Consider the following 22,924-nt stretch of genomic DNA (forward strand, 5'->3'; position numbering starts at 1 on the left):
TTTTTACCAGTTTGAACTGCGGAGCCTGTGGCTGTTCGCTCCGCCTCTGATACCCCAACAAGCACCGCATTATTCAATAAAAGGTGCCTTTTGTCTTTAGGATGTAGGAGATTCCATGGAGTTCAGTGTAAAGAGTGGCAGTCCTGAGAAGCAACGCAGTGCCTGCGTCGTGGTCGGCGTGTTTGAACCCCGTCGCCTCTCTCCGGTCGCCGAACAGCTGGACAAGATCAGCGACGGCTACCTCAGCTCGCTGCTGCGCCGCGGCGATCTGGAAGGCAAACCAGGCCAGATGCTGTTGCTGCATCAAGTACCGGGCGTGCTCAGCGAGCGCGTACTGCTGGTCGGTTGCGGCAAGGAGCGGGAACTCGACGAACGCCAGTACAAGCAGATCATCAACAAGACCATCACCACCCTGAACGAGACCGGGTCCATGGAAGCCGTCTGCTTCCTGACCGAGCTGCACGTCAAGGGCCGGGATACCTACTGGAAGGTACGCCAGGCGGTGGAAACCACCAAGGCGGGCCTCTACAGCTTCGATCAGTTCAAGACCAACAAGGCCGAGCCGCGTCGTCCCCTGCGCAAGCTGGTGTTCAACGTGCCGACCCGTCGGGAACTGACCATAGGCGAGCGCGCCATCACCCACGGCCTGGCCGTGGCGAAAGGGGTGCGCATCTGCCGCGACGTGGCGAATATGCCGCCCAACGTCTGCAACCCGGCTTACCTGGCCTCCCAGGCCCGTCGTCTGGCGGATGCCTACGACAACATCAGCACCAAGGTGATCGGTGAGCAGGAGATGGCCGAGCTCGGCATGAACTCCTACCTGGCGGTGGCCCGCGGCTCCGAGAATGAGGCCATGATGGCCATCATAGAGTACAAGGGCAACGGCGATGCCAAGCCCATCGTACTGGTGGGCAAGGGGCTGACCTTCGACTCCGGCGGCATCTCCATCAAGCCGGCCGAAGGCATGGACGAGATGAAGTACGACATGGGTGGCGCCGCCTCCGTGCTCGGCACCATGCACGCCCTGGCCCAGTTGCAGCTGCCCATCAACGTCATCGGTGTGCTGGCGGGTTGCGAGAACATGCCGGGTGGCAACGCTTATCGCCCCGGTGACATCCTCACTACCATGTCCGGCCAGACCGTCGAGGTACTCAACACAGACGCGGAAGGTCGCCTGGTGCTGTGCGATGCCCTCACCTACGTGGACCGTTACGATCCCGAGACCGTGATCGATGTGGCGACCCTGACCGGCGCCTGCATCATAGCCCTGGGACACCACACCTCGGGCCTGCTGGCGAACCACAACCCGCTGGCCCACGAGCTGCTGAACGCCTCCGAGCAGGCCGGCGATCGCGCCTGGCGTCTGCCCCTGTTCGACGAGTACCAGGAGCAGCTGGAGAGCCCGTTCGCCGACATGACCAACCTCGGCGGTCGTCCGGCCGGCACCATCACGGCCGCCGCCTTCCTGTCGCGCTTCACCAAGAAGTACAACTGGGCGCACCTGGATATCGCGGGTACCGCCTGGAAGAGCGGCAAGGACAAGGGCTCCACCGGCCGTCCGGTGCCGCTCCTCACCCAGTTCCTGCTGAACCGGGCCGGCGTGGCAGATGTCGAGGACAAGGAATAAGCCTTCTCTTCTATGCCCGTCAGGAGAGTGGTATCACAAGGAAGAGGCTCGCCTCTTCCTTGTTTCATTGAGACATCCGGGGGATCGCGACTAGCGCGATACTCTCAAGAATCCGTTGATCATCTGTCATTCGGGTTGCCAACAAGGTAGATAGCAGCATATCTACCTTGGTAACGACCTCGCGGCCAGATGATGAACTGGTTCCCAGGCGGCCAATCGCAATCCGTCACAACCAAACGGGACTGACCTGATGAGCCAAGTGACCTTTTACCTGATGTCCGAGCAGGATGACGAGCGCGGCCGCGCCTGTGAGCGCCTCGCCTGTCAGCTGGCAGCCGACAGCTGGAGTTCGGGCCATCTCTATCTGTACTGCGCCGATGAGGCCCAGGCGCTGCGCCTCGACGAGCTGCTGTGGCAACTGCCAGCGGATCGTTTCGTGCCGCACCAGTTGCAGGGGGAAACCGGCCAGGCGCCGGTGGAGATAGGCCATCAGCCACCGAAGCGGCGTTACGCCCGCCTCATCAATCTGACCGAGCAGACACCTTTGTTTGCAGGACACTTCGCTCAAGTGGTAGATTTTGTCCCCACTGACGAAACGCAAAAGCAGCAAGCCCGCGAGCGCTACAAGCACTATCGCCAGGCAGGCCATGCCCTCGAGATGAGGGATCAGCCCGCTGCCGCACCGGATCCGGCGCAGCCCTGACGGCCGCCCCCGCAGATCCCGAATCCATTTACACCAGCATCCATCCAGAATACGGCGAGACCATGGAAAAGACCTTTAATCACAACGCCATCGAACAGGCGCTCTATCAGCACTGGGAATCCCAGGGTTACTTCAAGCCCCACGGTGACACCAGCAAAGACTCCTTCTGCATCATGATCCCGCCGCCGAACGTCACCGGCAGCCTGCACATGGGTCACGCCTTCCAGCAGACCCTGATGGACACCCTGATCCGCTACAACCGCATGCAGGGCAAGAACACCCTGTGGCAGGCGGGCTGTGACCACGCCGGCATCGCCACCCAGATGGTGGTGGAGCGCAAGATCGCCGCCGAAGAGGGCAAGACCCGTCACGACTACGGTCGCGACGCCTTCATCGACAAGATCTGGCAGTGGAAGGAAGAGTCCGGCGGCACCATCACCCGTCAGATGCGCCGTCTCGGTGACTCTGTGGATTGGGAGCGCGAGCGCTTCACCATGGATGAGGGTCTGTCTGAAGCCGTGCAGGAAGTGTTCGTGCGCCTGTACGAAGATGGCCTGATGTACCGTGGCAAGCGTCTGGTGAACTGGGATCCCAAGCTCAACACCGCCATCTCCGATCTGGAAGTGGAAAACCGCGAGATCAAGGGCCACATGTGGCACCTGCGCTACCCGCTGGCGAACGGTGCCAAGACCGCCGAGGGACAGGATCACCTGATCGTCGCCACCACCCGCCCGGAGACCATGCTGGGTGACACCGCCGTCGCCGTGAACCCGGAAGATCCACGCTATAAAGCCCTGATCGGCCAGCACATCCTGCTGCCGCTGACCAACCGTCTGATCCCCATCGTCGCCGACGAGCACGCCGACATGGAGAAGGGCACCGGCTGCGTGAAGATCACCCCGGCCCACGACTTCAACGATAACGAAGTGGGCAAGCGCCACAACCTGCCGATGATCAACATCTTCACCCTGGACGCCCACGTGCGTGCCGAGGCCGAAGTGGTCGACACCAACGGCAACCCGAGCACCGCCTACGATGCGGCCCTGCCGAGCGAATTCGCGGGTCTCGAGCGCTTCGCCGCCCGCAAGGCCATCCTGGCCAAGCTGGACGAGCTGGGCCTCTTGGCCGAAACCAAGGATCACGTGCTGCAACAGCCCTACGGCGATCGTGGCGGCGTGCCCATCGAGCCCATGCTGACCGACCAGTGGTACGTGCGCGTGGCCCCCATGGCCAAGACCGCCATTGAGGCGGTGGAAGATGGCCGTATCCAGTTCGTGCCCAAGCAATACGAGAACATGTACTTCTCCTGGATGCGCGACATTCAGGACTGGTGTGTCTCCCGTCAGCTGTGGTGGGGTCACCGTATCCCGGCCTGGTATGACGAGGCCGGCAAGGTCTACGTCGGTCGCGACGAGGCCGAGGTGCGCGCCAAGCACAATATTCCGTCCGTGACCGTGCTGCGTCAGGACGAAGACGTGCTGGACACCTGGTTCAGCTCTGCCCTGTGGACCTTCTCCACCCTGGGCTGGCCGAACAACACAGAGGCGCTCAAGACCTTCCACCCCACCGACGTGCTGATGAGCGGCTTCGACATCATCTTCTTCTGGATTGCCCGGATGATCATGATGACCATGCACTTCATCAAGGACGAGGATGGCACCCCGCAGGTACCGTTCAAGACCGTCTACATCACAGGCCTGATCCGGGATGAAGAGGGCCAGAAGATGTCCAAGTCCAAGGGCAACGTGCTGGACCCGCTCGACATGATCGACGGCATCTCCCTGCCGGATCTGCTGGAGAAGCGCACCGGCAACATGATGCAGCCGCAGATGGCCGAGAAGATCGGCAAGCGTACCGCCAAGCAGTTCCCGGAAGGGATCGAGGCCCACGGCACCGACGCCCTGCGCTTCACCCTGGCGGCGCTGGCTTCGACCGGTCGTGACATCAACTGGGACATGAAGCGCCTGGATGGCTACAACAACTTCTGCAACAAGCTGTGGAACGCCTCCCGCTACGTGCTGATGAACACCGAGGAGCAGGATTGTGGCCTCAATGGCGGCGAGATGCAGTTCAGCCTAGCGGATCGCTGGATCCAGTCCCAGCTGCAGGTTGCCATCCGTGATTTTCGCACCGCCCTCGACACCTACCGCTTCGACATGGCCGCCGGCATCCTGTACGAATTTATCTGGAACCAGTTCTGTGACTGGTATCTGGAGCTGACCAAGCCGGTGCTGGGCAAGGGTTCTGAAGCCGAACAGCGCGCCACCCGTCACACCCTGGTGAACGTGCTGGAAACCCTGCTGCGCCTGGCGCATCCCATCATTCCGTTCATCACAGAGACCATCTGGAAGTCGGTGGCCCCGCTGGCCGGCGTGCACGCCGATACCATCATGCTGCAAGCCTTCCCGGAGTTCGACGGCGCCAAGCTGGACGAGACCGCCATGGCGGATCAGGAGTGGGTGAAGGAGTTCATCGTCGGCATCCGCAACATCCGCGCCGAGATGAACGTGGCGCCGAGCGTGGGCCTGAACGTGCTGCTCAAATGCGACGCCAAGGACGCCACTCGCGCCCGGGACAACGAGGCCTTCCTCAAGTCACTGGCCCGTCTGGAGTCCATCCGTGTGTTGGCGGACGGTGAAACCGCCCCCCTGTCGGTCAAAAAATTGATCGGCGCTACCGAGCTGATGATCCCCATGGCGGGTCTCATCGACAAGGAGGCCGAGCTGGCCCGTCTGGCGAAAGAGCTCGCCAAGCTCACCGGCGAGTGCGCCCGCATCGAAGGCAAGCTCGGCAATGAGGCCTTCGTGGCCAAGGCGCCGGATGCGGTCATCGCCAAGGAGCGCGAGAAGCTGGAAGACTACCGTCTCCAGCTGGTCAAGCTGGAAGCCCAGCAGGCCGAGATCGCCGCCCTGTAAGCGAGCCTTGCTCACCAAAAAGCCCCCGCCTAGCGGGGGCTTTTTATTTTTCGGCCCCCATGAAATGGCCCTTGCCGAGGGCAGACGACTCGCCTTCCGGGCGCCAGCGGTGCGTTTTCCGGCCAAGAAATTGAAAAATTCACGAACCAAATCACCCGCTTTCACAAGCGCATCGTCTGCAAATTCATTACACTGCCAGCGATCTTTTCTATTTGGAGTGCTGTCGCAGTATGGAAATATTGATCCTGCTTGGATTGATCTTGCTCAATGGCGTGTTCGCCATGTCGGAAATTGCCATCGTCACCGCCCGCAAGGCTCGCCTCAGCAAGATGGCGAGTGAAGGGAGCCGCTCCGCCGCCATTGCGCTCAAGCTGGGCGAGAATCCGACCCATTTCCTCTCTGCCGTCCAGATCGGTATCACCAGCATAGGCCTGCTCAACGGTATCTACGGCGAATCCCTGCTGGCCCAGCCGTTCGCACTCTGGTTGCAGGAGTGGGGGCTCTCCCCCAAGAGCAGCAGCCTGATCGCCACCGTCATCGTGGTGGTGCTGGTGACCTATCTCTCCATCGTCGTCGGTGAACTGGTACCCAAGCGCCTCGGTCAGCTCAACGCCGAGCGCATCGCCTGCCTGGTGGCCCGCCCCATGCTGTGGCTGGCGACCCTGACCCGCCCCTTCGTCTGGCTGCTCTCTGCCTCCACCCATGCCAGCCTGCGCCTGCTGCGGGTCGATCAGAACAACAGCAACAACGTCACCCAGGAGGAGATCCACGCCATGCTGGTGGAGGGCTCCGAGGCCGGCATCATCGAGGACCACGAGCACACTATGCTGCGCAACGTGTTCCGCCTCGACGAACGCAGCCTGGCCTCCCTCATGGTGCCCCGCAGCGACATTCGCTACATCGACCTCTCCCTGCCGCTGGAGGTGAACCTGCAGCGCCTGGTGGAGTATCGCCACGGCTTCTTCCCGGTCTGTGACGGCAGCCTGTCGGATCTGGTGGGCATCCTCAACGTCAGCCGGGTGCTGCACGCCTACATCAAGGGGGAGCCCATCGACCTGGCTGCCCTGACTCAGGATGGCAGCCTGCTGCCGGAGACCCTCAACGGTCTGGAGCTGCTCAATCACTTCCGCACCCACTCGGAGCACATGGTGCTGGTGGTGGACGAATATGGCGAGTTGCAGGGACTGGTCACCCAGCAGGATCTGCTGGAGACACTGGCCGGTGACTTCCAGCAGGAGGGCGCCGAGGACAACTGGGCCTTCCAGCGCGCCGATGGCAGCTGGCTGCTCGATGGCCTGATCCCGCTACCCGAATTGAAGGACTGTCTGGAGCTGGTACGGCTGCCGGAAGAAGAAAAACATCACTATCACACCCTCGGAGGGCTTATCATGCTGCTCCTTGGCCGCCTGCCCCAGACCGGAGACATAGTCACCCTGGAACAGTGGCAACTGGAAATAGTGGATATGGACGGCCTGCGCATCGACAAGGTGCTTGCCATGCCTTTGACCGACCAACCCAGCTAACCTGCGGAGTTTGCTTGTATGGAGCAGTTTTACCACCTGGCTCACGCCTTCATTAATCAGGATCTGGCGGCACTGTCCGATCCCAAGATGGTCTTCATGGTCTATGTCGTCCTGCTGACCTTCCTGGTGCTGGAGAATGGCTTCATTCCGACCGCCTTCCTGCCAGGGGATACCCTGCTGATCCTGACCGGCGTGCTCATCTATCAGGGGGTACTGCCGCTGGCGGTGGTGCCGCTGCTGATCGTGGCCACCTTCGTCGGCACCTGGCTCGGCTACATGCAGGGGCGCTTCCTCGGCCACACCCAGATGTACCACAGGCTGATGTCCCACCTGGATGACAAGCACAAGGAGAAGGTCTACTACCTGCTCAACAAGTACGGCATCATCACCCTCATCACAGCCCGCTACATCGCCTTCGTGCGCACCGCCTACCCCTATATCGTCGGTGCCAGCGAGATCCCCCAGGGTCGCTTCCTCATCGTCAACCTGGTCAGCTCCATCATGTGGATCTGCCCCCTGGTCGGCCTGGGTTACTACCTGAGCCACACCAAGCTGGCCGCACAGTATGAGTCCCAATTCCTCAGCATCATCCTCTGCCTGCCGCTGGTGCTGCTGGTCGGCGGCCTGATCGCCTTGCTCTGGCGCTGGCTGAGCAAGCGCAAGGCCACCGCCACCAAGGAGTGATCTCCTGAGTGAGGCAAAAAACAGGGTCGCCGGCAGGCGGCCCTTTTTTATGGAAAATAATCTCGAATTCCCCTCTGGTGCTCTTGTAAAACGGGGGCAAAAATGAGTGAATCTAGCGCCTTTTTTCGCTGTGGATGGAGTCGGTAGTATGGGGTCTCGGATTCGCGCAATCGCGCTGTTGTGTGGCTTGATAGGAGTGCTCGGATCCCCCGCGATCCTGGCGGCCCCCAACCCGGCCAAGTTGAAGCTGCAGTCGGGCAGCGCCCTGGTGATGGACGTCAACACCGGCAAGACGCTCTATCAAAAGAACCCGACCCAGGTCCGTCCCATCGCCTCCCTCACCAAGCTGATGACAGCCCTGGTGGTACTGGATGCCCGCCAGAGCCTGGGCCAGATGCTGACCATAGATCAGAACGATCGGGACAACATCAAGCACACCTACTCCCGGGTACGCTTTGGCACCAAGGTTACCCGCCGCGATGCCCTGCACCTGGCGCTGATGTCATCAGAGAACCGCATGGCCTCGGCGCTGGCCCGTCACTATCCCGGTGGCCGCGCCGCCTTCATCCGCGCCATGAACAACAAGGCCAAGCAGCTGGGCATGCGCAACAGCCGCTTCTATGACTCCACCGGCCTGTCGACCCGCAACGTCTCCACCGCCCAGGATCTGGCCAAGCTCATCTCGGCGGCCTATCGCCAGCCGCTGATCCGCCAGTTCACCCAGGATCCCAACATGGAGATGCGCTTCGCGGCGCCGGCCTACAGCCTGATGTTCAACAACACCAATCCCCTGGTGAAGAACCCGGATTGGGATGTGCGCCTCTCAAAGACCGGCTACACCGACGAGGCAGGCCGCTGCCTGCTGATGCGCGCCAAACCGGACAACAAGGAACTGGCCATAGTGCTGCTCAACTCGGTGGGCAAGCGCACCCCGGTGGGTGATGCCAACCGCATTCGCAAGTGGCTCAAGAGCTGAGCCCGCGAGCAGAATGACAAAAGGATGCCAAGGCATCCTTTTTTATTGCCCGGCTTTCGCCATTCCCGCCTATCTCGGGCTCACCGAGCCTGTCTGAACCGCCCCAGGGATGCTGGGCCTGCCTGTCATTACCTGCTCACGAGCCTGCCACGCCCGCCAGAGCCATTCCCTAAAGGATGGCCACTACCTGACATGATACGGCTACAGGATGCGCTCATAGACCTGTCACACCCGCTGGAGCCGATATTCAGGCGATGGCAGCTCACGCTGGATGGTACGGGCACAGGATGGGCTCACGGGCCCGCCCTGCCTGCTGGAGCCACTCCTCGGGAACGGCTGGCACAGATAAGGTTTTGGGATAGAAGGCGCTCAGAGCGGCCATAGCGGGGGTTTAATGCGGCATGGAGGAAGTACAGAGACATGTCGACCCATCGACAAAGGTCCCGACAAGGCAGAGAGAAATAGGGTTTAATGTGGAAATAACCGCATATTGGCATGCCGAGAGCGGATTTTGGCACATAAAAAAACAGCCTCGACCTGAGTCGAGGCTGTCTATATGGTGCGCCCGAGAGGATTCGAACCTCTGACCACCTGGTTCGTAGCCAGGTACTCTATCCAGCTGAGCTACGGGCGCTCATCAACTTTTTGACATTGCTTCAATCATGGTGCGCCCGAGAGGATTCGAACCTCTGACCACCTGGTTCGTAGCCAGGTACTCTATCCAGCTGAGCTACGGGCGCTCACAAACTTTTTGACACTGCTTTAAAAATGGTGCGCCCGAGAGGATTCGAACCTCTGACCACCTGGTTCGTAGCCAGGTACTCTATCCAGCTGAGCTACGGGCGCTCATAAATCATTGAATTCACTTTAAATGGTGCGCCCGAGAGGATTCGAACCTCTGACCACCTGGTTCGTAGCCAGGTACTCTATCCAGCTGAGCTACGGGCGCCCTGATTTAAAGCGATAAAAAAAGCTTACTCAACAGTAAGCCTTTTCTAGCGTACCGACTTGCTGAGGGTCGATACATGACTCATCGTGAGTCGAATATGGTGCGCCCGAGAGGATTCGAACCTCTGACCACCTGGTTCGTAGCCAGGTACTCTATCCAGCTGAGCTACGGGCGCAAATGGCGGAGAAGGGGGGATTCGAACCCCCGATGCGGGTATAAGCCGCATACTCCCTTAGCAGGGGAGCGCCTTCAGCCTCTCGGCCACCTCTCCGTTTGCGGGGCTGATAATACTTCACAGGGATTTTTAGTCAAACACTTTTTTGGAGAAAACAGAGCGTTCGCTCAGCATTTGGTCAAAGCGTGGAATATTCAAGCAATATCGACACTTACCCCCTGCTTTCGCGCCCTGCGGCCAACTTGGCAGGGCCCGGAAAAACAAAAGGCGACACAAGAGGTGTCGCCTTATAGCTGCTATTCGCGCGGCTTAGAAACCCGGTTGACCCGGCACTTTCTCGGCCTGTATCCGCATGTAGATCTCTTCGCGGTGAACGGAGACCTCTTTCGGTGCGTTCACACCGATACGAACCTGGTTGCCTTTAACGCCCAGCACGGTGACAGTCACTTCGTCACCAATCATCAGGGTTTCCCCTACACGACGAGTCAAAATAAGCATTCGCTTGCTCCTGTATCCTGTTTTGTATTTATATCGATATGCACCATTATCTTACAAAGATACCGATATGGTAAATGGTTGAAACTAAATCAATCAGGGATTGTTCCCCAAGGGCTGCTCATGAGGCTCATTATCCAGCCCGAACGCGGCGTGCAACGAACGCACGGCCAGCTCCAGGTACTTCTCGTCAATCACCACGGATATCTTGATTTCAGAGGTGGAGATCAACTGCATGTTGATCCCCTCCTCGCCCAATACCTTGAACATGGTGCGCGCGACGCCCGGGTGATTCCACATGCCGACCCCGACGATGGAGACCTTGGCGATCTCCCCGTTGCCCTGCACGCAGGCCGCTCCCAGTTCGGTGGCGGTCTGCTCCAGCAGGGCACGAGCCCGGCGGTAGTCATCGCGGTTCACCGTGAAGGTGAAATCGGCGGTGCCATCCCCCATGGTGTTCTGCACTATCATGTCGACATCTATGTTGGCATCACTGATCGGATTCAGGATCTGCGCCGCCACCGTCGGCCGGTCCGGCACACCCAGAATGGTCAGGCTGGCCTCATTGCGGTTGAACGCAATGCCGGATACCAGGGGTGCTTCCATCCTCTCATCTCCATATGTGATTAAGGTTCCCTCTCCGTCGACAAAACTCGACAGCACCCGCAGCGGTACGCGGTACTTGCCCGCGAATTCCACCGAACGGATCTGCAGCACCTTGGCCCCCAGGCTCGCCATCTCCAGCATCTCCTCGAAGGTGATGGTGGAGAGGCGGCGAGCCTTGGGCTCGATGCGCGGATCCGTGGTATAGACCCCATCCACATCGGTAAAGATCTGGCATTCATCGGCCTTGATGGCCGCCGCCACCGCGACCGCAGTGGTATCCGAACCACCACGGCCCAGGGTGGTGATGGCATTGTGCTCATCACGGCCCTGGAAGCCCGCGATCACCACCACCTTGCCGGCACCGAGCGCAGACTGCACCTGCTCGGTGTCGATGTGGCTGATGCGCGCCTTGCCGTAGGCGGAATCCGTATGAATGCGAACCTGATCACCGGTCATTGAGACCGCAGGACAACCCCGTTTGTTCAACGCGATCGCCAGCAGCGCTATGGTGACCTGCTCACCGGTGGAGACCAGCACATCCATCTCGCGCCGGTTGGCATCAGGATCCAGTTGCTGGGCCATGCCCAGCAGCCGGTTGGTTTCGCCCGACATGGCGGAGACAACCACCACCACGTCATGTCCCTGGGCTCGGGTCAGCTGAACCCTGTCGGCTACCGCCTCGATCCGCTCCAGCGTGCCGACCGAGGTGCCGCCGAATTTCTGTACATAGAGTGCCACAGATCACCTCGCCCGCTTACAGGCGCTCTTCCAGCCAGGAGTGAACGGATTGCAGGGCCGCCGGAACGGCCTCAGGCTGGGTACCACCCGCCTGCGCCATGTCGGGACGACCACCACCCTTGCCACCCACCTGCTGGGCCACCAGGTTGACCAGCTCACCGGCCTTGACCTTGGAGGTCAGGTCGTTGGTGACACCGGCAATCAGGTTGACCTTGTCATCGCTGCTGGTTGCCAGCAGCACGACACCGGACTTCATCTGATTCTTCAGCTCATCCAGCATGCCGCGCAGGGACTTGGGATCGGCCCCTTCCAGCGCCGCGATCAGCACCTTCTGGCCCTTGATCTGAATCACCTGGCTCAGCAGGTCGCTACCGGCCTGGGCCGCCAGCTTGGCTTTGAGCTGTTCCAGCTCGCGCTCCATCAGCTTGGCCTTGTCCATCATCTGGCGCACCTTGTCGGCGATGGAGAACTGATCCCCCTTCACCAGGGCGGCCGCCTCTTCGATCTGCTCGGCCAGCTGGTGCATGAAGTCGATGGCACCCTTGCCGGTCACCGCCTCAATGCGACGCACCCCGGCGGCGATGCCGCTCTCGGCGATGATCTTGAAGAAGCCGATATCACCGGTGCGCTTGGCGTGGGTACCGCCGCACAGCTCGGTGGAGTAATCACCCATGCGCACCACGCGCACGTCGTCTTCGTATTTCTCGCCAAACAGCGCCATGGCACCGGCGGACTTGGCCGCTTCCAGATCCATGACCTGGGTGGTGACGTCGTGGTTGGCGCGGATCTGGGCGTTGACCAGCTCCTCGATGCGGCGAATGGTCGCCATGGTCAGGCCTTCGAAGTGGGAGAAGTCAAAGCGCATGCGCTCTGCACCCACCAGAGAACCCTTCTGGGTCACGTGATCCCCCAGCGCCTGACGCAGGGCTGCATGCAGCAGGTGAGTGACCGAGTGGTTCAGGGCCACGGCCTGACGGCGTTCGCCATCGACCACGGCTTCCACCTCGGCGCCCTTCTCCAGGGTACCCAGCTCCAGATAGCCCTTGTGGATGATGGCCTTGCCCGCTTTCTGGGTATCGGTCACGGCGAAGATGCCGTCGTCCACCTTGAGCACACCGCTGTCACCCACCTGGCCACCGGACTCGGCGTAGAAGGGGGTCTCAGCCAGCACGACTACGGCTTCTTCACCGGCGATGAGGCCACTGACTTCGACGCCATCCTTGTAGATGCCGACGACCGTGGTCTTCTCGCTCAACTGCTGATAACCGATAAATGGGGTTTCGAAGTCGAGTTTCAATACGTCGTTGTAGTTCACGCCGAAGCTGGACGCTTCCTTGGCACGGGCGCGCTGCTTCGCCATCTCGACGTGGAAGCCTTCCTCGTCGATGCCGATCTCGCGCTCACGTACCACGTCGGCGGTGAGATCGGCCGGGAAGCCATAGGTGTCATACAGCTTGAACACCACCTCACCCGGGATCACCTTGGCATCCCCCAGGTTGGCCAGCACATCTTCCAGCAGCAGCAGGCCGCGGTCCAGGGTGCGGACGAACTGCTCTTCCTCGATGCGCAGCACGCGCTCGACCAGGGGCAGCTGGGCGATGAGCTCGGCCGCCACGTCCTTCATCTGCACCGCCAGTTCGGCAGCCAGCTTGTAGAAGAACACCTCGTTGGCGCCCAGCTTGCGACCGTGACGCACGGCGCGGCGAATGATGCGGCGCAGCACATAGCCACGGCCTTCGTTGGACGGCATGACACCGTCGGCCACCAGGAAGGCGCAGGAGCGGATGTGGTCGGCAATGACGCGCAGGGACTGATTGCTCAGATCCTCGGTGCCCACGATCTCGGCGGCCTTCTTGATCAGCGCCTGGAAGATGTCGATCTCGTAGTTGGAGTGCACGCCCTGCATGATGGCGGAGATGCGCTCCAGACCCATGCCGGTATCCACGGACGGACGGGGCAGCGGCTCCATGGTGCCGTCGGACTGACGGTTGAACTGCATGAAGACCACGTTCCAGATCTCGATGAAGCGGTCGCCGTCTTCTTCCGGTGAGCCGGGAGGGCCACCCCAGAGGTGGTCGCCGTGGTCATAGAAGATCTCGGTGCAGGGGCCGCAGGGGCCGGTATCACCCATCTGCCAGAAGTTATCCGAGGCAAAGGCCGCCCCCTTGTTGTCACCGATGCGCACGATGCGATCGGTAGGCACGCCGATTTCGTTGGCCCAGATGTTGAAAGCTTCGTCGTCCGTTTCATAGACGGTTACCAGCAGGCGCTCTTTGGGCAGCTTGAGGGTACCGGTCAGGAATTCCCAGGCAAAACGGATGGCGTCCTGCTTGAAGTAGTCACCGAAGCTGAAGTTGCCCAGCATCTCGAAGAAGGTGTGGTGACGAGCGGTATAGCCGACGTTTTCCAGGTCATTGTGCTTGCCGCCTGCCCGCACACAGCGCTGGGAAGTGGTGGCTCTGTTGTAGGCACGCTTGTCTGCGCCAAGGAACACGTCCTTGAACTGGTTCATCCCTGCGTTGGTGAACAGCAGGGTCGGGTCGTTATGCGGTACCAGCGAGCTGGAGGAGACAACCTGGTGCCCCTGGGAGCGGAAATACTCGAGAAACGCTGCGCGTAACTCTGACGTGGACATATACATGGAAAATCCTGCTTGATTCGAATACGGACTTTTAACCGCATTAATGTAAGTTTTCTGCGGGGTAAAGTAAAACGCGCAGGGCCCTCACGGGCGAAAAACCGCACATCTTTGGCAGGCCGCCAGTAGAACAAGGGGAAGGGATGGCAATGTGGGCGAAACCGCCGAGGTGTGAGAGTGCTTACTTGCGGTGAAACGCTCGCTCAGCAGTAGCTTGGTGAGGTACGAGGCAAAGATGGAGACGCATCAAATCGGGAGCCAGTTCAGACACACGGCACCCTGATTTTTCTCCGAACCGAGTGGCCATGGGGCGGCCCGACTCGGCTGCTTACTCACCCTTCTCCTGCATGGCGGAGATGGCGTAACGGGCCTGATCCTGATTGAAACCACGGCCAAGCAGGTACTTGAGCCACTTCATCCGCAACTTGAAATCCGCAAGGTCGCTCGCTCTGGCACGGCGTTGCAGCAACTCGAAGGCCAGCTCGAACCAGTCCAGCTCAGGTTGGTCGAACGCCGTCTCCAGTTGGACATCGTCAAGCCCCTTGCGGCGCAAGTCGAAGCGGATCTTGATGGGACCCTGCCCCTTGGCCGCGCCGGCTCGCACAGACATGGCGCCATAGCGCTCATCATCGACCCAGCGATGGCCGCGGCAGTATTCCAGCGTCGCCTCGATCACCTCCTCATTGAAGCCCTGCTTGCGCAACCGGCCGGCCAGCTCGGACTCGGCGCTCTCCCGACGCGCCAGGCTGCGCATGGCATAGGCGCGGGCCGCGGCAAACATCTCTGCAAATGACAACTCGGGGGGGATGGGGGTATCGGCGGGTGCTGACATGGATTCATCGACCATAAATGACAAGGCCGGGGGTTAGCCCGGCCTTTTTTTGTTACTCGAATTCTTGTTCGCTTTCAGGCTCGAACTCGTCGGCCTCGTTGGCATCCGGCTTGCCCTCGACGGGGGCGGCACCCGACAGCAGCAGTTCGCGCAGGCGGGCTTCCACTTCGGCGGCCATCGCCTTGTTCTCGGAGAACAGCTTCATCACGTTGGCCTTGCCCTGACCAATCTTCTCGCCGTTGTAGCTGTACCAGGCACCGGCCTTGTCGATCAGCTTGTGCTTGACCCCCAGATCCACCAGCTCGCCTTCCTTGGAGATACCCACGCCGTAGAAGATCTGGAACTCGGCTTGCTTGAAGGGAGGCGCCACCTTGTTCTTGACGACCTTGACGCGGGTCTCGTTACCGACCACTTCGTCCCCTTCCTTGATGGCGCCGATGCGACGGATATCCAGACGCACGGAAGCGTAGAACTTCAGGGCGTTACCACCCGTGGTGGTCTCCGGGCTGCCGAACATGACGCCGATCTTCATCCGGATCTGGTTGATGAAGATGCACAGGCAGTTGGCGTTCTTGATGTTGGCGGTCAGCTTGCGCAGCGCCTGGGACATCAGACGGGCCTGCAGGCCGACGTGGGAATCCCCCATCTCGCCTTCGATTTCCGCTTTCGGGGTCAGGGCGGCCACGGAGTCGACGATGATGACGTCGACGGCGTTGGAGCGCACCAGCATGTCGCAGATCTCCAGAGCCTGTTCACCTGTGTCAGGCTGGGAAATCAGCAGATCATCTACGTTAACCCCGAGCTTGGCAGCATAAATGGGGTCCAGAGCGTGCTCCGCATCGACGAATGCACAGGTCTTGCCCTTCTTCTGGGCTTCCGCGATCACCTGCAGAGTCAGGGTGGTCTTACCGGAAGACTCAGGACCGTAGATCTCGACGATACGACCGCACGGCAGACCGCCGATTCCCAGCGCGACGTCCAGGGAGAGGGAGCCGGTGGAGATGGCTTCGATGTCCATGGTCTTGCTGTCGCCCAGACGCATGATGGAGCCCTTGCCGAACTGCTTTTCGATCTGGCCCAGCGCAGCCGCCAGTGCCTTCTGTTTGTTCTGATCCATGCCAATCTCCGCTGGGAATCGTGATGAAGAAGTGAAGTTGGGCTAAGTATACTGTTTATGCATACAGTATCAAGTCCAATTTATTTGAGGAGTGCCAGCAGCCCGGACAAGGCCTGTCTGACCGCCTGTTGTCGCACCTGTCGCCTGTCCCCGTCGAAGCGGGCCAGCAGGGAGTGCTGACGGCCGCTCTTGTCGGCCCAGGCGAACCAGATGGTACCGACCGGTTTGTCATCGCTGCCGCCGTCGGGGCCTGCGATGCCGCTGATGGCCACGCTGATGCCTGCATCGGAGCGGGCCAGGGCGCCCCTGGCCATCTCCAGCACCACGGCCTCACTGACGGCGCCGTGCCGCAGCAGGTTGTCGATGCTGACCCCCAGCATCTGCTGCTTGGCCTCGTTGGTGTAGGTGACGAATCCCCGATCGAACCAGCCCGAGCTGCCCGCGATGTCGGTGATGGCGGTGGCGACGCCGCCGCCGGTACAGGATTCTGCCGTGGCAGCCAGCCAGCCTCGCGCCAGCAGTGCCTCCCCCAACTCCTGGGATAACCGGGCTATCTCTGCCTCAAGTCCCATCATCATGCCCTCATTGGCCAAGTCTGCGCCCATTATGCAGTTGCCCACCGGCCCGGGCAACCGACCAAGGCGCTGCTGCGCCCGACCAGGACGCAGCGAAACCGGGAGCCCCAGAGCTTGAAACAAGCAGCGCCACATCAACAAGTTGCCGCCCCTTAAGCTCCAGTACATGGCTGCTCTCTATAATCAGCGAGCACCGCCGCACGCGGTTTCTATCCGATGGAACTAGGAGAAAGAGAGATGAAGCATCAATTCAAAGTCGCCATGGCCGCTCTGGCGATGTGTGTTGCTACCAATACCTTCGCCGCCGACAGCGCTCCTGAGCTGCAGACCGAAACCACCCTGGCCCAGGAGCTGAACCTGTCCAGCGCCCAGATCGAGCAGATCAAGGGTCTGCGCGAGCAGGCGGCCAAGGAGCTGGGCTCGGTCAAACTCGACGCCATCGGTCAGGACGTGATCGTCAACATGATCAAGACCGGCAAGTGGGATGAGGCGGCCGCCAAGAAGCAGTTGCAGACCATCAGCGACGTGCAGGCCGAGGCCCGCTACTACCGCGCCCATTACCTGTTCGAGGTGAGCAAGGTGCTGACCGCCGAGCAGAAGACCAAGCTGCATGAGATGCTGAGCGGCAGCGAAGCCATGTACTAAGCGACTCCCGTCGCTGACATCAATCCCCGCGCCACTGCGGGGATTTTGCTTTCTCCCCCTCCGCCAACCGTCTTCGCACTGAACGGACGCAATCCCTCATCTGCCCCCGCCTGCTGACCAGGCTGGCGAGTTCCAAAACGCACCGGCGTCCCCCCAGACGGAGATAAGCGCTCACCATCTGCCCCCGAGCATGTAGAATGGCCTCCAGATTCAGACCCATTACGGCAGACGCTTGCCCGCAAGAGCACCCTCTGGAACAGCACATGACAGCACAATACCAAGCCCCCAGCGCCGCCCTCGGCGCCCACACCCCCATGATGCAGCAGTACCTCGGTCTCAAGGCCGAAAACCCGGAGATCCTGCTGTTCTACCGGATGGGCGACTTCTACGAGCTCTTCTATGACGATGCCCGCAAGGCCTCCCAACTGCTCGATATCTCCCTGACCAAGCGCGGCCAGTCCGCCGGCAGCCCCATCCCCATGGCTGGCGTGCCCTATCACGCCATCGAAGGTTATCTCGCCAAGCTGGTGCAGCTCGGTGAGTCCGCCGCCATCTGCGAGCAGGTGGGGGATCCCGCCACCAGCAAGGGACCGGTGGAGCGCAAGGTGATCCGCATCATCACCCCGGGGACCGTCTCCGACGAGGCATTGCTCAGTGAGCGCCAGGACAACCTGATCGCCGCCGTCTATCACGATGGGCGCCGCTTCGGCTACGGCACCCTGGACATAGGCTCGGGTCGCTTCTTCATCAACCAGTTCGACAAGGAAGAGACGCTGCTGGCCGAGCTGCAGCGCACCAACCCGGCCGAGCTGCTCTATCCGGAATCCTTCGAATTCCTGCGCCACGTGGAGGGTCGCCGCGGCCTGCGCCGTCGCCCCGAGTGGGAGTTCGAACTCGGGACCGCCCGCAAGCTGCTGTGCCAGCAGTTCGGCACCCAGGATCTGGTGGGCTTCGGGGTCGAGCAGAGCGAGACCGCCCTGTGCGCCGCCGGCTGCCTGATGCAGTACGTGAAAGACACCCAGCGCACCGCCCTGCCCCACATCCGTGGCGTGCGGCTGGAGCAGCCGGATCACGCGGTTATCATGGACGCCGCCACCCGCCGCAACCTGGAGCTGACCCAGAACCTGGCGGGCGGCTATGAAAACACCCTGGCCGAGGTGCTGGACCGCACCGCCACCCCCATGGGCAGCCGCCTGCTCAAGCGCTGGATCCATCAGCCGATCCGGGATCGGGTGATCCTCAAGGGGCGCCAGAGCACCATACATACCCTGATCGAGCAAAACCTCTACGACGATCTCGGCAGCCTGCTGCGCCAGGTCGGCGATGTGGAACGGGTGCTGGCGCGCCTCGCCCTGCGCTCTGCCCGCCCCCGCGACCTCACTCGCCTGCGCCAGGCCTTCCAGCAACTGCCCGAACTGCAACAGCTGCTGGCAGACAGCGAACACGAGGCGGTGCAGCAACTGCGCGAGCGGGCCAGCACCTTCCCCGAGCTGCTGAGCCTGCTGGAGCAGGCCGTGATGGAGGTGCCGCCGGTGCTGATCCGCGATGGCGGCGTCATCCGTGACGGCTTCAACCAGGAGCTGGACGAGCTGCGGGACTTGGCCAACGGCGCCACCGCCAGCCTGGCCCGCATCGAGGAGCGCGAGCGCCTGCTGACCGGCATCAATACCCTCAAGGTGGGTTACAACAAGGTACACGGCTTCTATATCGAGGTGAGCCGCGCCAACAGCCAGCTGGTGCCGGCCCACTACATCCGTCGCCAGACCCTCAAGAACAACGAGCGCTACATCATCGACGAGCTGAAGGTGTACGAGGACAAGGTGCTCACCGCCCAGGCCCAGGCGCTGGCGCTGGAGAAGCGCCTCTACGAGGAGCTGCTCGACGCCCTGCTGCCCCACCTGGGTGAGCTGCAGGAATCCGCCGCAGCCCTCGCCGAGCTGGATGTGCTGGCGAACCTGGCCGAGCGGGCCGAGACCCTGGACTACCGTTGCCCCCAGCTCATCGACGAGGATCAGATCCTGATTGAGGCCGGCCGCCACCCGGTAGTGGAGCAGGTGATGACGGCCCCCTTCATCGCCAACCCGATCCGGCTGGCGCGGGAGCGGCGCATGCTGATCATCACGGGCCCGAACATGGGGGGTAAATCCACCTACATGCGTCAGACCGCGCTCATAGTGCTGCTGGCCCATATCGGTGCCTACGTGCCCGCGAGCAGCGCCCGCATCGGCCCCATCGATCGCATCTTCACCCGTATCGGGGCATCGGACGATCTGGCCTCGGGTCGTTCCACCTTCATGGTGGAGATGACAGAGACCGCCAACATCCTCAACAACGCCACCGCCAAGAGCCTAGTGCTGATGGACGAGATAGGTCGCGGCACCAGCACCTATGACGGCCTGTCCCTGGCCTGGGCCTGCGCCGAGCAACTGGCAAGCAAGATAGGTGCCTATACCCTGTTTGCCACCCACTACTTCGAGCTGACCCGGCTGCCGGAGCTGATGGAGGGGCTGGCCAACGTCCACCTGGATGCAGTTGAACACGGCGATACCATCGCCTTCATGCATGCGGTGCAGGAGGGAGCGGCCAGCCGCTCCTACGGCCTGCAGGTCGCGGCCCTGGCCGGGGTGCCGAAAGCGGTGATCCATCAGGCCCGCCACAAGCTGGCAGAGCTGGAGAGCGCAACGCCCGCCCCCGCAGGCGAAACCCGCCCGGCTCTGGTAACGCTGGCACCCCAGACCCACCCCGTGGTGGAGGAGCTGGCGGCGCTGCGTCCGGACGAGCTGAGCCCCCGTCAGGCGCTGGACCTGCTCTATCGCCTCAAGCAGTTGGTGTAACCGGCTCGCGCCGCTGTGCTCAGGATGCAAAAAAGGGGAACCTCACGGTTCCCCTTTTTTATTGCACTTCTGAGCCGGTCCGTCAGGCCGGTCCGATGCGCTCCAGCAGGCTCATGTGGGAGGAGCCGTCGTGGCGCTTGAGGTTCTGCCGGTATTCGAACTGGCGCTGGCTCTCCTGCTTGAGCCCCAGCATCAGCGAATAGCACATGGCCAGCATGATCACCGAGAACGGCAGCGCGGCTATGATGCTGGCCGCCTGCAGGGCCGCCAGTCCGCCGGACACCAGCAGTATGGCCGCCACCAGCCCCTGACCCAGACCCCAGATGGCGCGGTGCAGCACGGGGGGATCCTGATCGCCGATGGAGAGCAGGGTGGTGATGACCAGCGTGCCCGAGTCACTGGAGGTGATGAAGTAGGTGCAGATGAGCAGGGTCAACACTCCCTTGGCAATCCAGCCGAAGGTGTCCCAGTGCAGCAGCTCCACCGTCTTGTAGAGCGCCAGGGTCACGTCCTGATTGACCGCCTCGACCACACCGCCGCCCCCGAACAGTTCGAGGTGCATGGCACTGCCGCCAAACACCGTGAGCCAGAGCATGCCGAGCAGGGAAGGCACCAGCAATACCCCGAGCACGAACTCACGGATGGTACGGCCCTTGGAGATGCGGGCGATGAACATGCCGACAAAGGGCGCCCAGGCTATCCACCAGCCCCAATAGAAGGCGGTCCAGCTCGATTGCCAGGCCGAGGTGCCGTTGGCCTCTGTGTTGGTCCAGAAGCTCAGTTTGACGATGTTCTGCAGGTAGTCACCTATGTTCTGCACATAGGCATTGAGGATGTAGGTGGTCGGGCCCAGCACCAGGAAGAGGGCCAGCACGAAGACGCTGAGCCAGATGTTGAGCTCGGAGAGGATCTTCACCCCGCGCCCCACGCCGGACACCGCCGACAGGGTCGCGATCACACTGATGCCGCCGATGAGCCAGAGCTGATTGGTCTGGGATATCCCCATGCCAAACATCTGGTTGAGGCCAGTGTTCATCTGGGAGACCCCAAGACCGAGCGAGGTGGCCACCCCGAACACGGTACCGAACACCGCCAGTACGTCGGCCGCATGGCCCCAGAAGCCGTAAATGCGCTCACCCAGGATGGGGTAGAGCACGGAGCGGATCGCCAGCGGCAGCTTGCGACGATAGCTGAAAAACGCCAGGGAGAGGCCGACGATCACATAGATGGCCCAGGGATGCAGACCCCAGTGGAAGAAGGTGAGGCGCATGGCAATCTGGGCCGCCTCCGGGGTCATCCCTTCGGTAATGAAAGGGTTGTTCTGCAGGTGATACATGGGCTCGGCGATGCTCCAGAACACCAGGCCAATGCCCATGCCGGCACTGAACAACATGGAGAACCAAGCGAAGTAGCCAAACTCCGGTACCTGGTCGTCGTCGCCCAGCCGGATGCTGCCAAAGCGGCTGAACATCAGGTAGACGGCGAAGAACAGGAACAGGGCGACTACCAGAATATAGTACCACTTGAAGCCTGCAATGATGGTGTCCTTGGCGCCGGTGAACCAGGTGGCCGCCGTATCGGGATCGAACACGCCAAACAGCAGAAACAGGGTCACGACGGTGAGGGCCGTCATGGCCATGGTGGGATTGAGGCCTTTAAACAGCCCTTTGGTTGCTCTCATCTGGCCTCCTTAGTCATGGTTGAAAAAATCTTCGCCCACATGGTCACCCGCACCACCGATGGCGCGATAGACCAGGCGACCGGCCACCTGCTCACGGTGATCCACCAGGCTGACCGAGGGTTGACCGTTCACCGCGTGGCGCTTGCCGAGGAAGATGGCCATGGGCACACCCACATTGGAGATGCCGCTGGTGATCCAGAGCCGGTTGAAGTCGTAGGAGCCACCGATGAACTCGAGCTGGGCCAGGCCGTTGTCGAGGCCCGCCAGGTAGAAGTTCATGGCGCTCTCGTCCGGGAAGAGGTGAACCAGCACATAGGCGTAGCGCAACTCGTTGACCAACTCCTTTAGGCTGAAAGCACCTGTCTCACTGCAGGAGAGGGGCAACTCACCGTCGTAGTGGTGCACCTTGAGGTTATTCGGGTCTTCGTCATAGGCCGGCTGATAGCGCACGAAGGCTGAGGTGTCAGGCAGTTCATAGCGTACCCGCACCACCCGCAGCTCACTTGCCAGAGACTTGATATCCAGGTCGTTCTGCATCATTTCGCTCCTCAAATATCGACTTAAATTTCGAAAACAGCGCGACAACCTAACACAAAATTAATTAGAGCAGAAATGATTACACCAAAAACCATATTGACCTTGTGTAGAATTAGGCGGAAAATTCTGCGCCTCTCAACTACCAGGCCATGAGCCGGATCCCCGTGGAAAAACATGATGAAGTGCTGATCGCACTGCGCCAGATCATCCGAGCCATCGACATGCACTCCAAACGCTTGATCAAGGAAGCCGGGCTGACCTCGCCGCAGCTCTTGCTGCTCAAGGGGATCGACGAGTTGGGGCAGATCTCCATGCGCCAGCTGGCGGATCACACCAACATGAGCCAGGCCACCGCCACCACCATCATGGACCGACTCGAGAGCCGCCAACTGGTGCAGCGCATCCGCAGCAACACCGACAAGCGCAAGGTGCACGCGACACTGACTGACGCAGGCCGTGCCCTGCTGGCACAGGCGCCGACCCCATTGCAGGAGAGTTTCATCCAGCGCTTCCAGGCCCTGGAAACCTGGGAACAGGGTCTGCTGCTCTCATCCCTGCAGCGCATCTCGGCCATGATGAATGCCGATGGCATAGACGCCGCTCCCGTGCTGAGCGTCAGGCCCCTTACCGAAGAGCGGGCATGAGTCAGCAATAGACATAAAAAAAGCTCCCGA

The 22,924-nt window shown here is 61.2% G+C and carries 17 protein-coding genes and 6 tRNA genes; 9 read left to right on the forward strand and 14 right to left on the reverse strand.

The genetic code is table 11. The annotated features are described in order from the left end of the window. Window positions 1–115 precede the first annotated feature (115 nt). The 6 genes from pepA to pbpG all read left to right on the forward strand — a co-directional run bounded on the left by pepA (window position 116) and on the right by pbpG (window position 8,428). The gene (gene pepA / locus CUC44_RS03575) at window positions 116–1,627 is read left to right on the forward strand and encodes a leucyl aminopeptidase (RefSeq protein ID WP_100858619.1); all 1,512 of its coding nucleotides are present in this window, start codon (window positions 116–118) and stop codon (window positions 1,625–1,627) included. 250 nt (window positions 1,628–1,877) lie between these two features. After that, window positions 1,878–2,330: a DNA polymerase III subunit chi gene (locus CUC44_RS03580; RefSeq protein WP_100858620.1), complete on the forward strand. Its 453-nt coding sequence runs from the start codon at window positions 1,878–1,880 to the stop codon at window positions 2,328–2,330. Window positions 2,331–2,392: 62 nt separating this feature from the next. After that, window positions 2,393–5,245: a valine--tRNA ligase gene (locus CUC44_RS03585; RefSeq protein WP_157812741.1), complete on the forward strand. Its 2,853-nt coding sequence runs from the start codon at window positions 2,393–2,395 to the stop codon at window positions 5,243–5,245. 230 nt (window positions 5,246–5,475) lie between these two features. Continuing rightward, complete coding sequence (locus CUC44_RS03590; protein ID WP_100858622.1) at window positions 5,476–6,768, forward strand: hemolysin family protein; 1,293 nt, start codon at window positions 5,476–5,478, stop codon at window positions 6,766–6,768. 18 nt (window positions 6,769–6,786) lie between these two features. Beyond that, window positions 6,787–7,452: a DedA family protein gene (locus CUC44_RS03595; protein WP_100858623.1), complete on the forward strand. Its 666-nt coding sequence runs from the start codon at window positions 6,787–6,789 to the stop codon at window positions 7,450–7,452. 148 nt (window positions 7,453–7,600) lie between these two features. Then, the gene (gene pbpG / locus CUC44_RS03600) at window positions 7,601–8,428 is read left to right on the forward strand and encodes a D-alanyl-D-alanine endopeptidase (protein WP_100858624.1); all 828 of its coding nucleotides are present in this window, start codon (window positions 7,601–7,603) and stop codon (window positions 8,426–8,428) included. 557 nt (window positions 8,429–8,985) lie between these two features. On the opposite strand, the gene CUC44_RS03605 is transcribed toward pbpG, so the two are convergent. The 12 genes from CUC44_RS03605 to pncC all read right to left on the reverse strand — a co-directional run bounded on the left by CUC44_RS03605 (window position 8,986) and on the right by pncC (window position 16,550). Further along, window positions 8,986–9,062, reverse strand: a tRNA-Arg gene (locus CUC44_RS03605). Between the two features lie 29 nt (window positions 9,063–9,091). Beyond that, window positions 9,092–9,168: transfer RNA gene (locus CUC44_RS03610), tRNA-Arg, on the reverse strand. Between the two features lie 29 nt (window positions 9,169–9,197). Beyond that, window positions 9,198–9,274, reverse strand: a tRNA-Arg gene (locus CUC44_RS03615). Window positions 9,275–9,300: 26 nt separating this feature from the next. Then, window positions 9,301–9,377, reverse strand: a tRNA-Arg gene (locus tag CUC44_RS03620). Between the two features lie 98 nt (window positions 9,378–9,475). Then, window positions 9,476–9,552: transfer RNA gene (locus tag CUC44_RS03625), tRNA-Arg, on the reverse strand. Window positions 9,553–9,555: 3 nt separating this feature from the next. Next, window positions 9,556–9,648 (reverse strand) — tRNA-Ser (locus CUC44_RS03630). A 213-nt stretch (window positions 9,649–9,861) separates the two neighbouring features. Next, window positions 9,862–10,050: a carbon storage regulator CsrA gene (gene csrA / locus CUC44_RS03635; protein WP_100858625.1), complete on the reverse strand. Its 189-nt coding sequence runs from the start codon at window positions 10,048–10,050 to the stop codon at window positions 9,862–9,864. Between the two features lie 93 nt (window positions 10,051–10,143). Continuing rightward, the gene (locus tag CUC44_RS03640) at window positions 10,144–11,391 is read right to left on the reverse strand and encodes an aspartate kinase (protein ID WP_100858626.1); all 1,248 of its coding nucleotides are present in this window, start codon (window positions 11,389–11,391) and stop codon (window positions 10,144–10,146) included. A 16-nt stretch (window positions 11,392–11,407) separates the two neighbouring features. After that, window positions 11,408–14,032 carry an alanine--tRNA ligase gene (gene alaS / locus CUC44_RS03645; protein ID WP_100858627.1) on the reverse strand — a complete coding sequence of 875 codons (2,625 nt, stop codon included), beginning with the start codon at window positions 14,030–14,032 and terminating at the stop codon, window positions 11,408–11,410. A 325-nt stretch (window positions 14,033–14,357) separates the two neighbouring features. Further along, entirely contained in the window at window positions 14,358–14,876 is a 519-nt protein-coding gene (locus CUC44_RS03650) for a regulatory protein RecX (RefSeq protein WP_100858628.1), read from the reverse strand. Window positions 14,877–14,913: 37 nt separating this feature from the next. Continuing rightward, entirely contained in the window at window positions 14,914–15,978 is a 1,065-nt protein-coding gene (gene recA, locus CUC44_RS03655; RefSeq protein WP_100858629.1) for a recombinase RecA, read from the reverse strand. Between the two features lie 80 nt (window positions 15,979–16,058). After that, complete coding sequence (gene pncC / locus CUC44_RS03660) at window positions 16,059–16,550, reverse strand: nicotinamide-nucleotide amidase (protein ID WP_100858855.1); 492 nt, start codon at window positions 16,548–16,550, stop codon at window positions 16,059–16,061. Window positions 16,551–16,790: 240 nt separating this feature from the next. On the opposite strand from pncC, the gene CUC44_RS03665 reads away from it, so the two are divergent. Both CUC44_RS03665 and mutS read left to right on the forward strand, forming a co-directional pair. Then, window positions 16,791–17,198: a Spy/CpxP family protein refolding chaperone gene (locus CUC44_RS03665; protein ID WP_244166708.1), complete on the forward strand. Its 408-nt coding sequence runs from the start codon at window positions 16,791–16,793 to the stop codon at window positions 17,196–17,198. Window positions 17,199–17,461: 263 nt separating this feature from the next. Further along, a complete protein-coding gene (gene mutS, locus CUC44_RS03670) occupies window positions 17,462–20,032 on the forward strand; it encodes a DNA mismatch repair protein MutS (RefSeq protein ID WP_100858630.1) in 2,571 nt (856 codons plus the stop codon). Between the two features lie 82 nt (window positions 20,033–20,114). On the opposite strand, the gene CUC44_RS03675 is transcribed toward mutS, so the two are convergent. Both CUC44_RS03675 and CUC44_RS03680 read right to left on the reverse strand, forming a co-directional pair. Then, window positions 20,115–21,713: a BCCT family transporter gene (locus CUC44_RS03675; RefSeq protein ID WP_100858631.1), complete on the reverse strand. Its 1,599-nt coding sequence runs from the start codon at window positions 21,711–21,713 to the stop codon at window positions 20,115–20,117. Window positions 21,714–21,722: 9 nt separating this feature from the next. Then, on the reverse strand, window positions 21,723–22,250 hold the full coding sequence (locus CUC44_RS03680; protein WP_100858632.1) for a hypothetical protein: 528 nt from the start codon (window positions 22,248–22,250) through the stop codon (window positions 21,723–21,725). A gap of 164 nt (window positions 22,251–22,414) precedes the next feature. On the opposite strand from CUC44_RS03680, the gene CUC44_RS03685 reads away from it, so the two are divergent. After that, on the forward strand, window positions 22,415–22,894 hold the full coding sequence (locus tag CUC44_RS03685) for a MarR family winged helix-turn-helix transcriptional regulator (RefSeq protein WP_100858633.1): 480 nt from the start codon (window positions 22,415–22,417) through the stop codon (window positions 22,892–22,894). Window positions 22,895–22,924 lie beyond the last annotated feature (30 nt).

The organism is Aeromonas lusitana, assembly GCF_002812985.1.
In the GTDB taxonomy this organism is placed as follows: domain Bacteria; phylum Pseudomonadota; class Gammaproteobacteria; order Enterobacterales; family Aeromonadaceae; genus Aeromonas; species Aeromonas lusitana.

What these genes read in the sequence shown, in the direction of transcription:
- pepA (WP_100858619.1), top strand. Translation starts at nt 116, where the DNA reads ATGGAGTTCAGTGTAAAGAGTGGCAGTCCTGAGAAGCAACGCAGTGCC.
- CUC44_RS03580 (WP_100858620.1), top strand. Translation starts at nt 1,878, where the DNA reads ATGAGCCAAGTGACCTTTTACCTGATGTCCGAGCAGGATGACGAGCGC.
- CUC44_RS03585 (WP_157812741.1), top strand. Translation starts at nt 2,393, where the DNA reads ATGGAAAAGACCTTTAATCACAACGCCATCGAACAGGCGCTCTATCAG.
- CUC44_RS03590 (WP_100858622.1), top strand. Translation starts at nt 5,476, where the DNA reads ATGGAAATATTGATCCTGCTTGGATTGATCTTGCTCAATGGCGTGTTC.
- CUC44_RS03595 (WP_100858623.1), top strand. Translation starts at nt 6,787, where the DNA reads ATGGAGCAGTTTTACCACCTGGCTCACGCCTTCATTAATCAGGATCTG.
- pbpG (WP_100858624.1), top strand. Translation starts at nt 7,601, where the DNA reads ATGGGGTCTCGGATTCGCGCAATCGCGCTGTTGTGTGGCTTGATAGGA.
- csrA (WP_100858625.1), bottom strand. Translation starts at nt 10,050, where the DNA reads ATGCTTATTTTGACTCGTCGTGTAGGGGAAACCCTGATGATTGGTGAC.
- alaS (WP_100858627.1), bottom strand. Translation starts at nt 14,032, where the DNA reads ATGTATATGTCCACGTCAGAGTTACGCGCAGCGTTTCTCGAGTATTTC.
- CUC44_RS03650 (WP_100858628.1), bottom strand. Translation starts at nt 14,876, where the DNA reads ATGGTCGATGAATCCATGTCAGCACCCGCCGATACCCCCATCCCCCCC.
- recA (WP_100858629.1), bottom strand. Translation starts at nt 15,978, where the DNA reads ATGGATCAGAACAAACAGAAGGCACTGGCGGCTGCGCTGGGCCAGATC.
- pncC (WP_100858855.1), bottom strand. Translation starts at nt 16,550, where the DNA reads ATGGGACTTGAGGCAGAGATAGCCCGGTTATCCCAGGAGTTGGGGGAG.
- CUC44_RS03665 (WP_244166708.1), top strand. Translation starts at nt 16,791, where the DNA reads ATGAAGCATCAATTCAAAGTCGCCATGGCCGCTCTGGCGATGTGTGTT.
- mutS (WP_100858630.1), top strand. Translation starts at nt 17,462, where the DNA reads ATGACAGCACAATACCAAGCCCCCAGCGCCGCCCTCGGCGCCCACACC.
- CUC44_RS03675 (WP_100858631.1), bottom strand. Translation starts at nt 21,713, where the DNA reads ATGAGAGCAACCAAAGGGCTGTTTAAAGGCCTCAATCCCACCATGGCC.
- CUC44_RS03680 (WP_100858632.1), bottom strand. Translation starts at nt 22,250, where the DNA reads ATGCAGAACGACCTGGATATCAAGTCTCTGGCAAGTGAGCTGCGGGTG.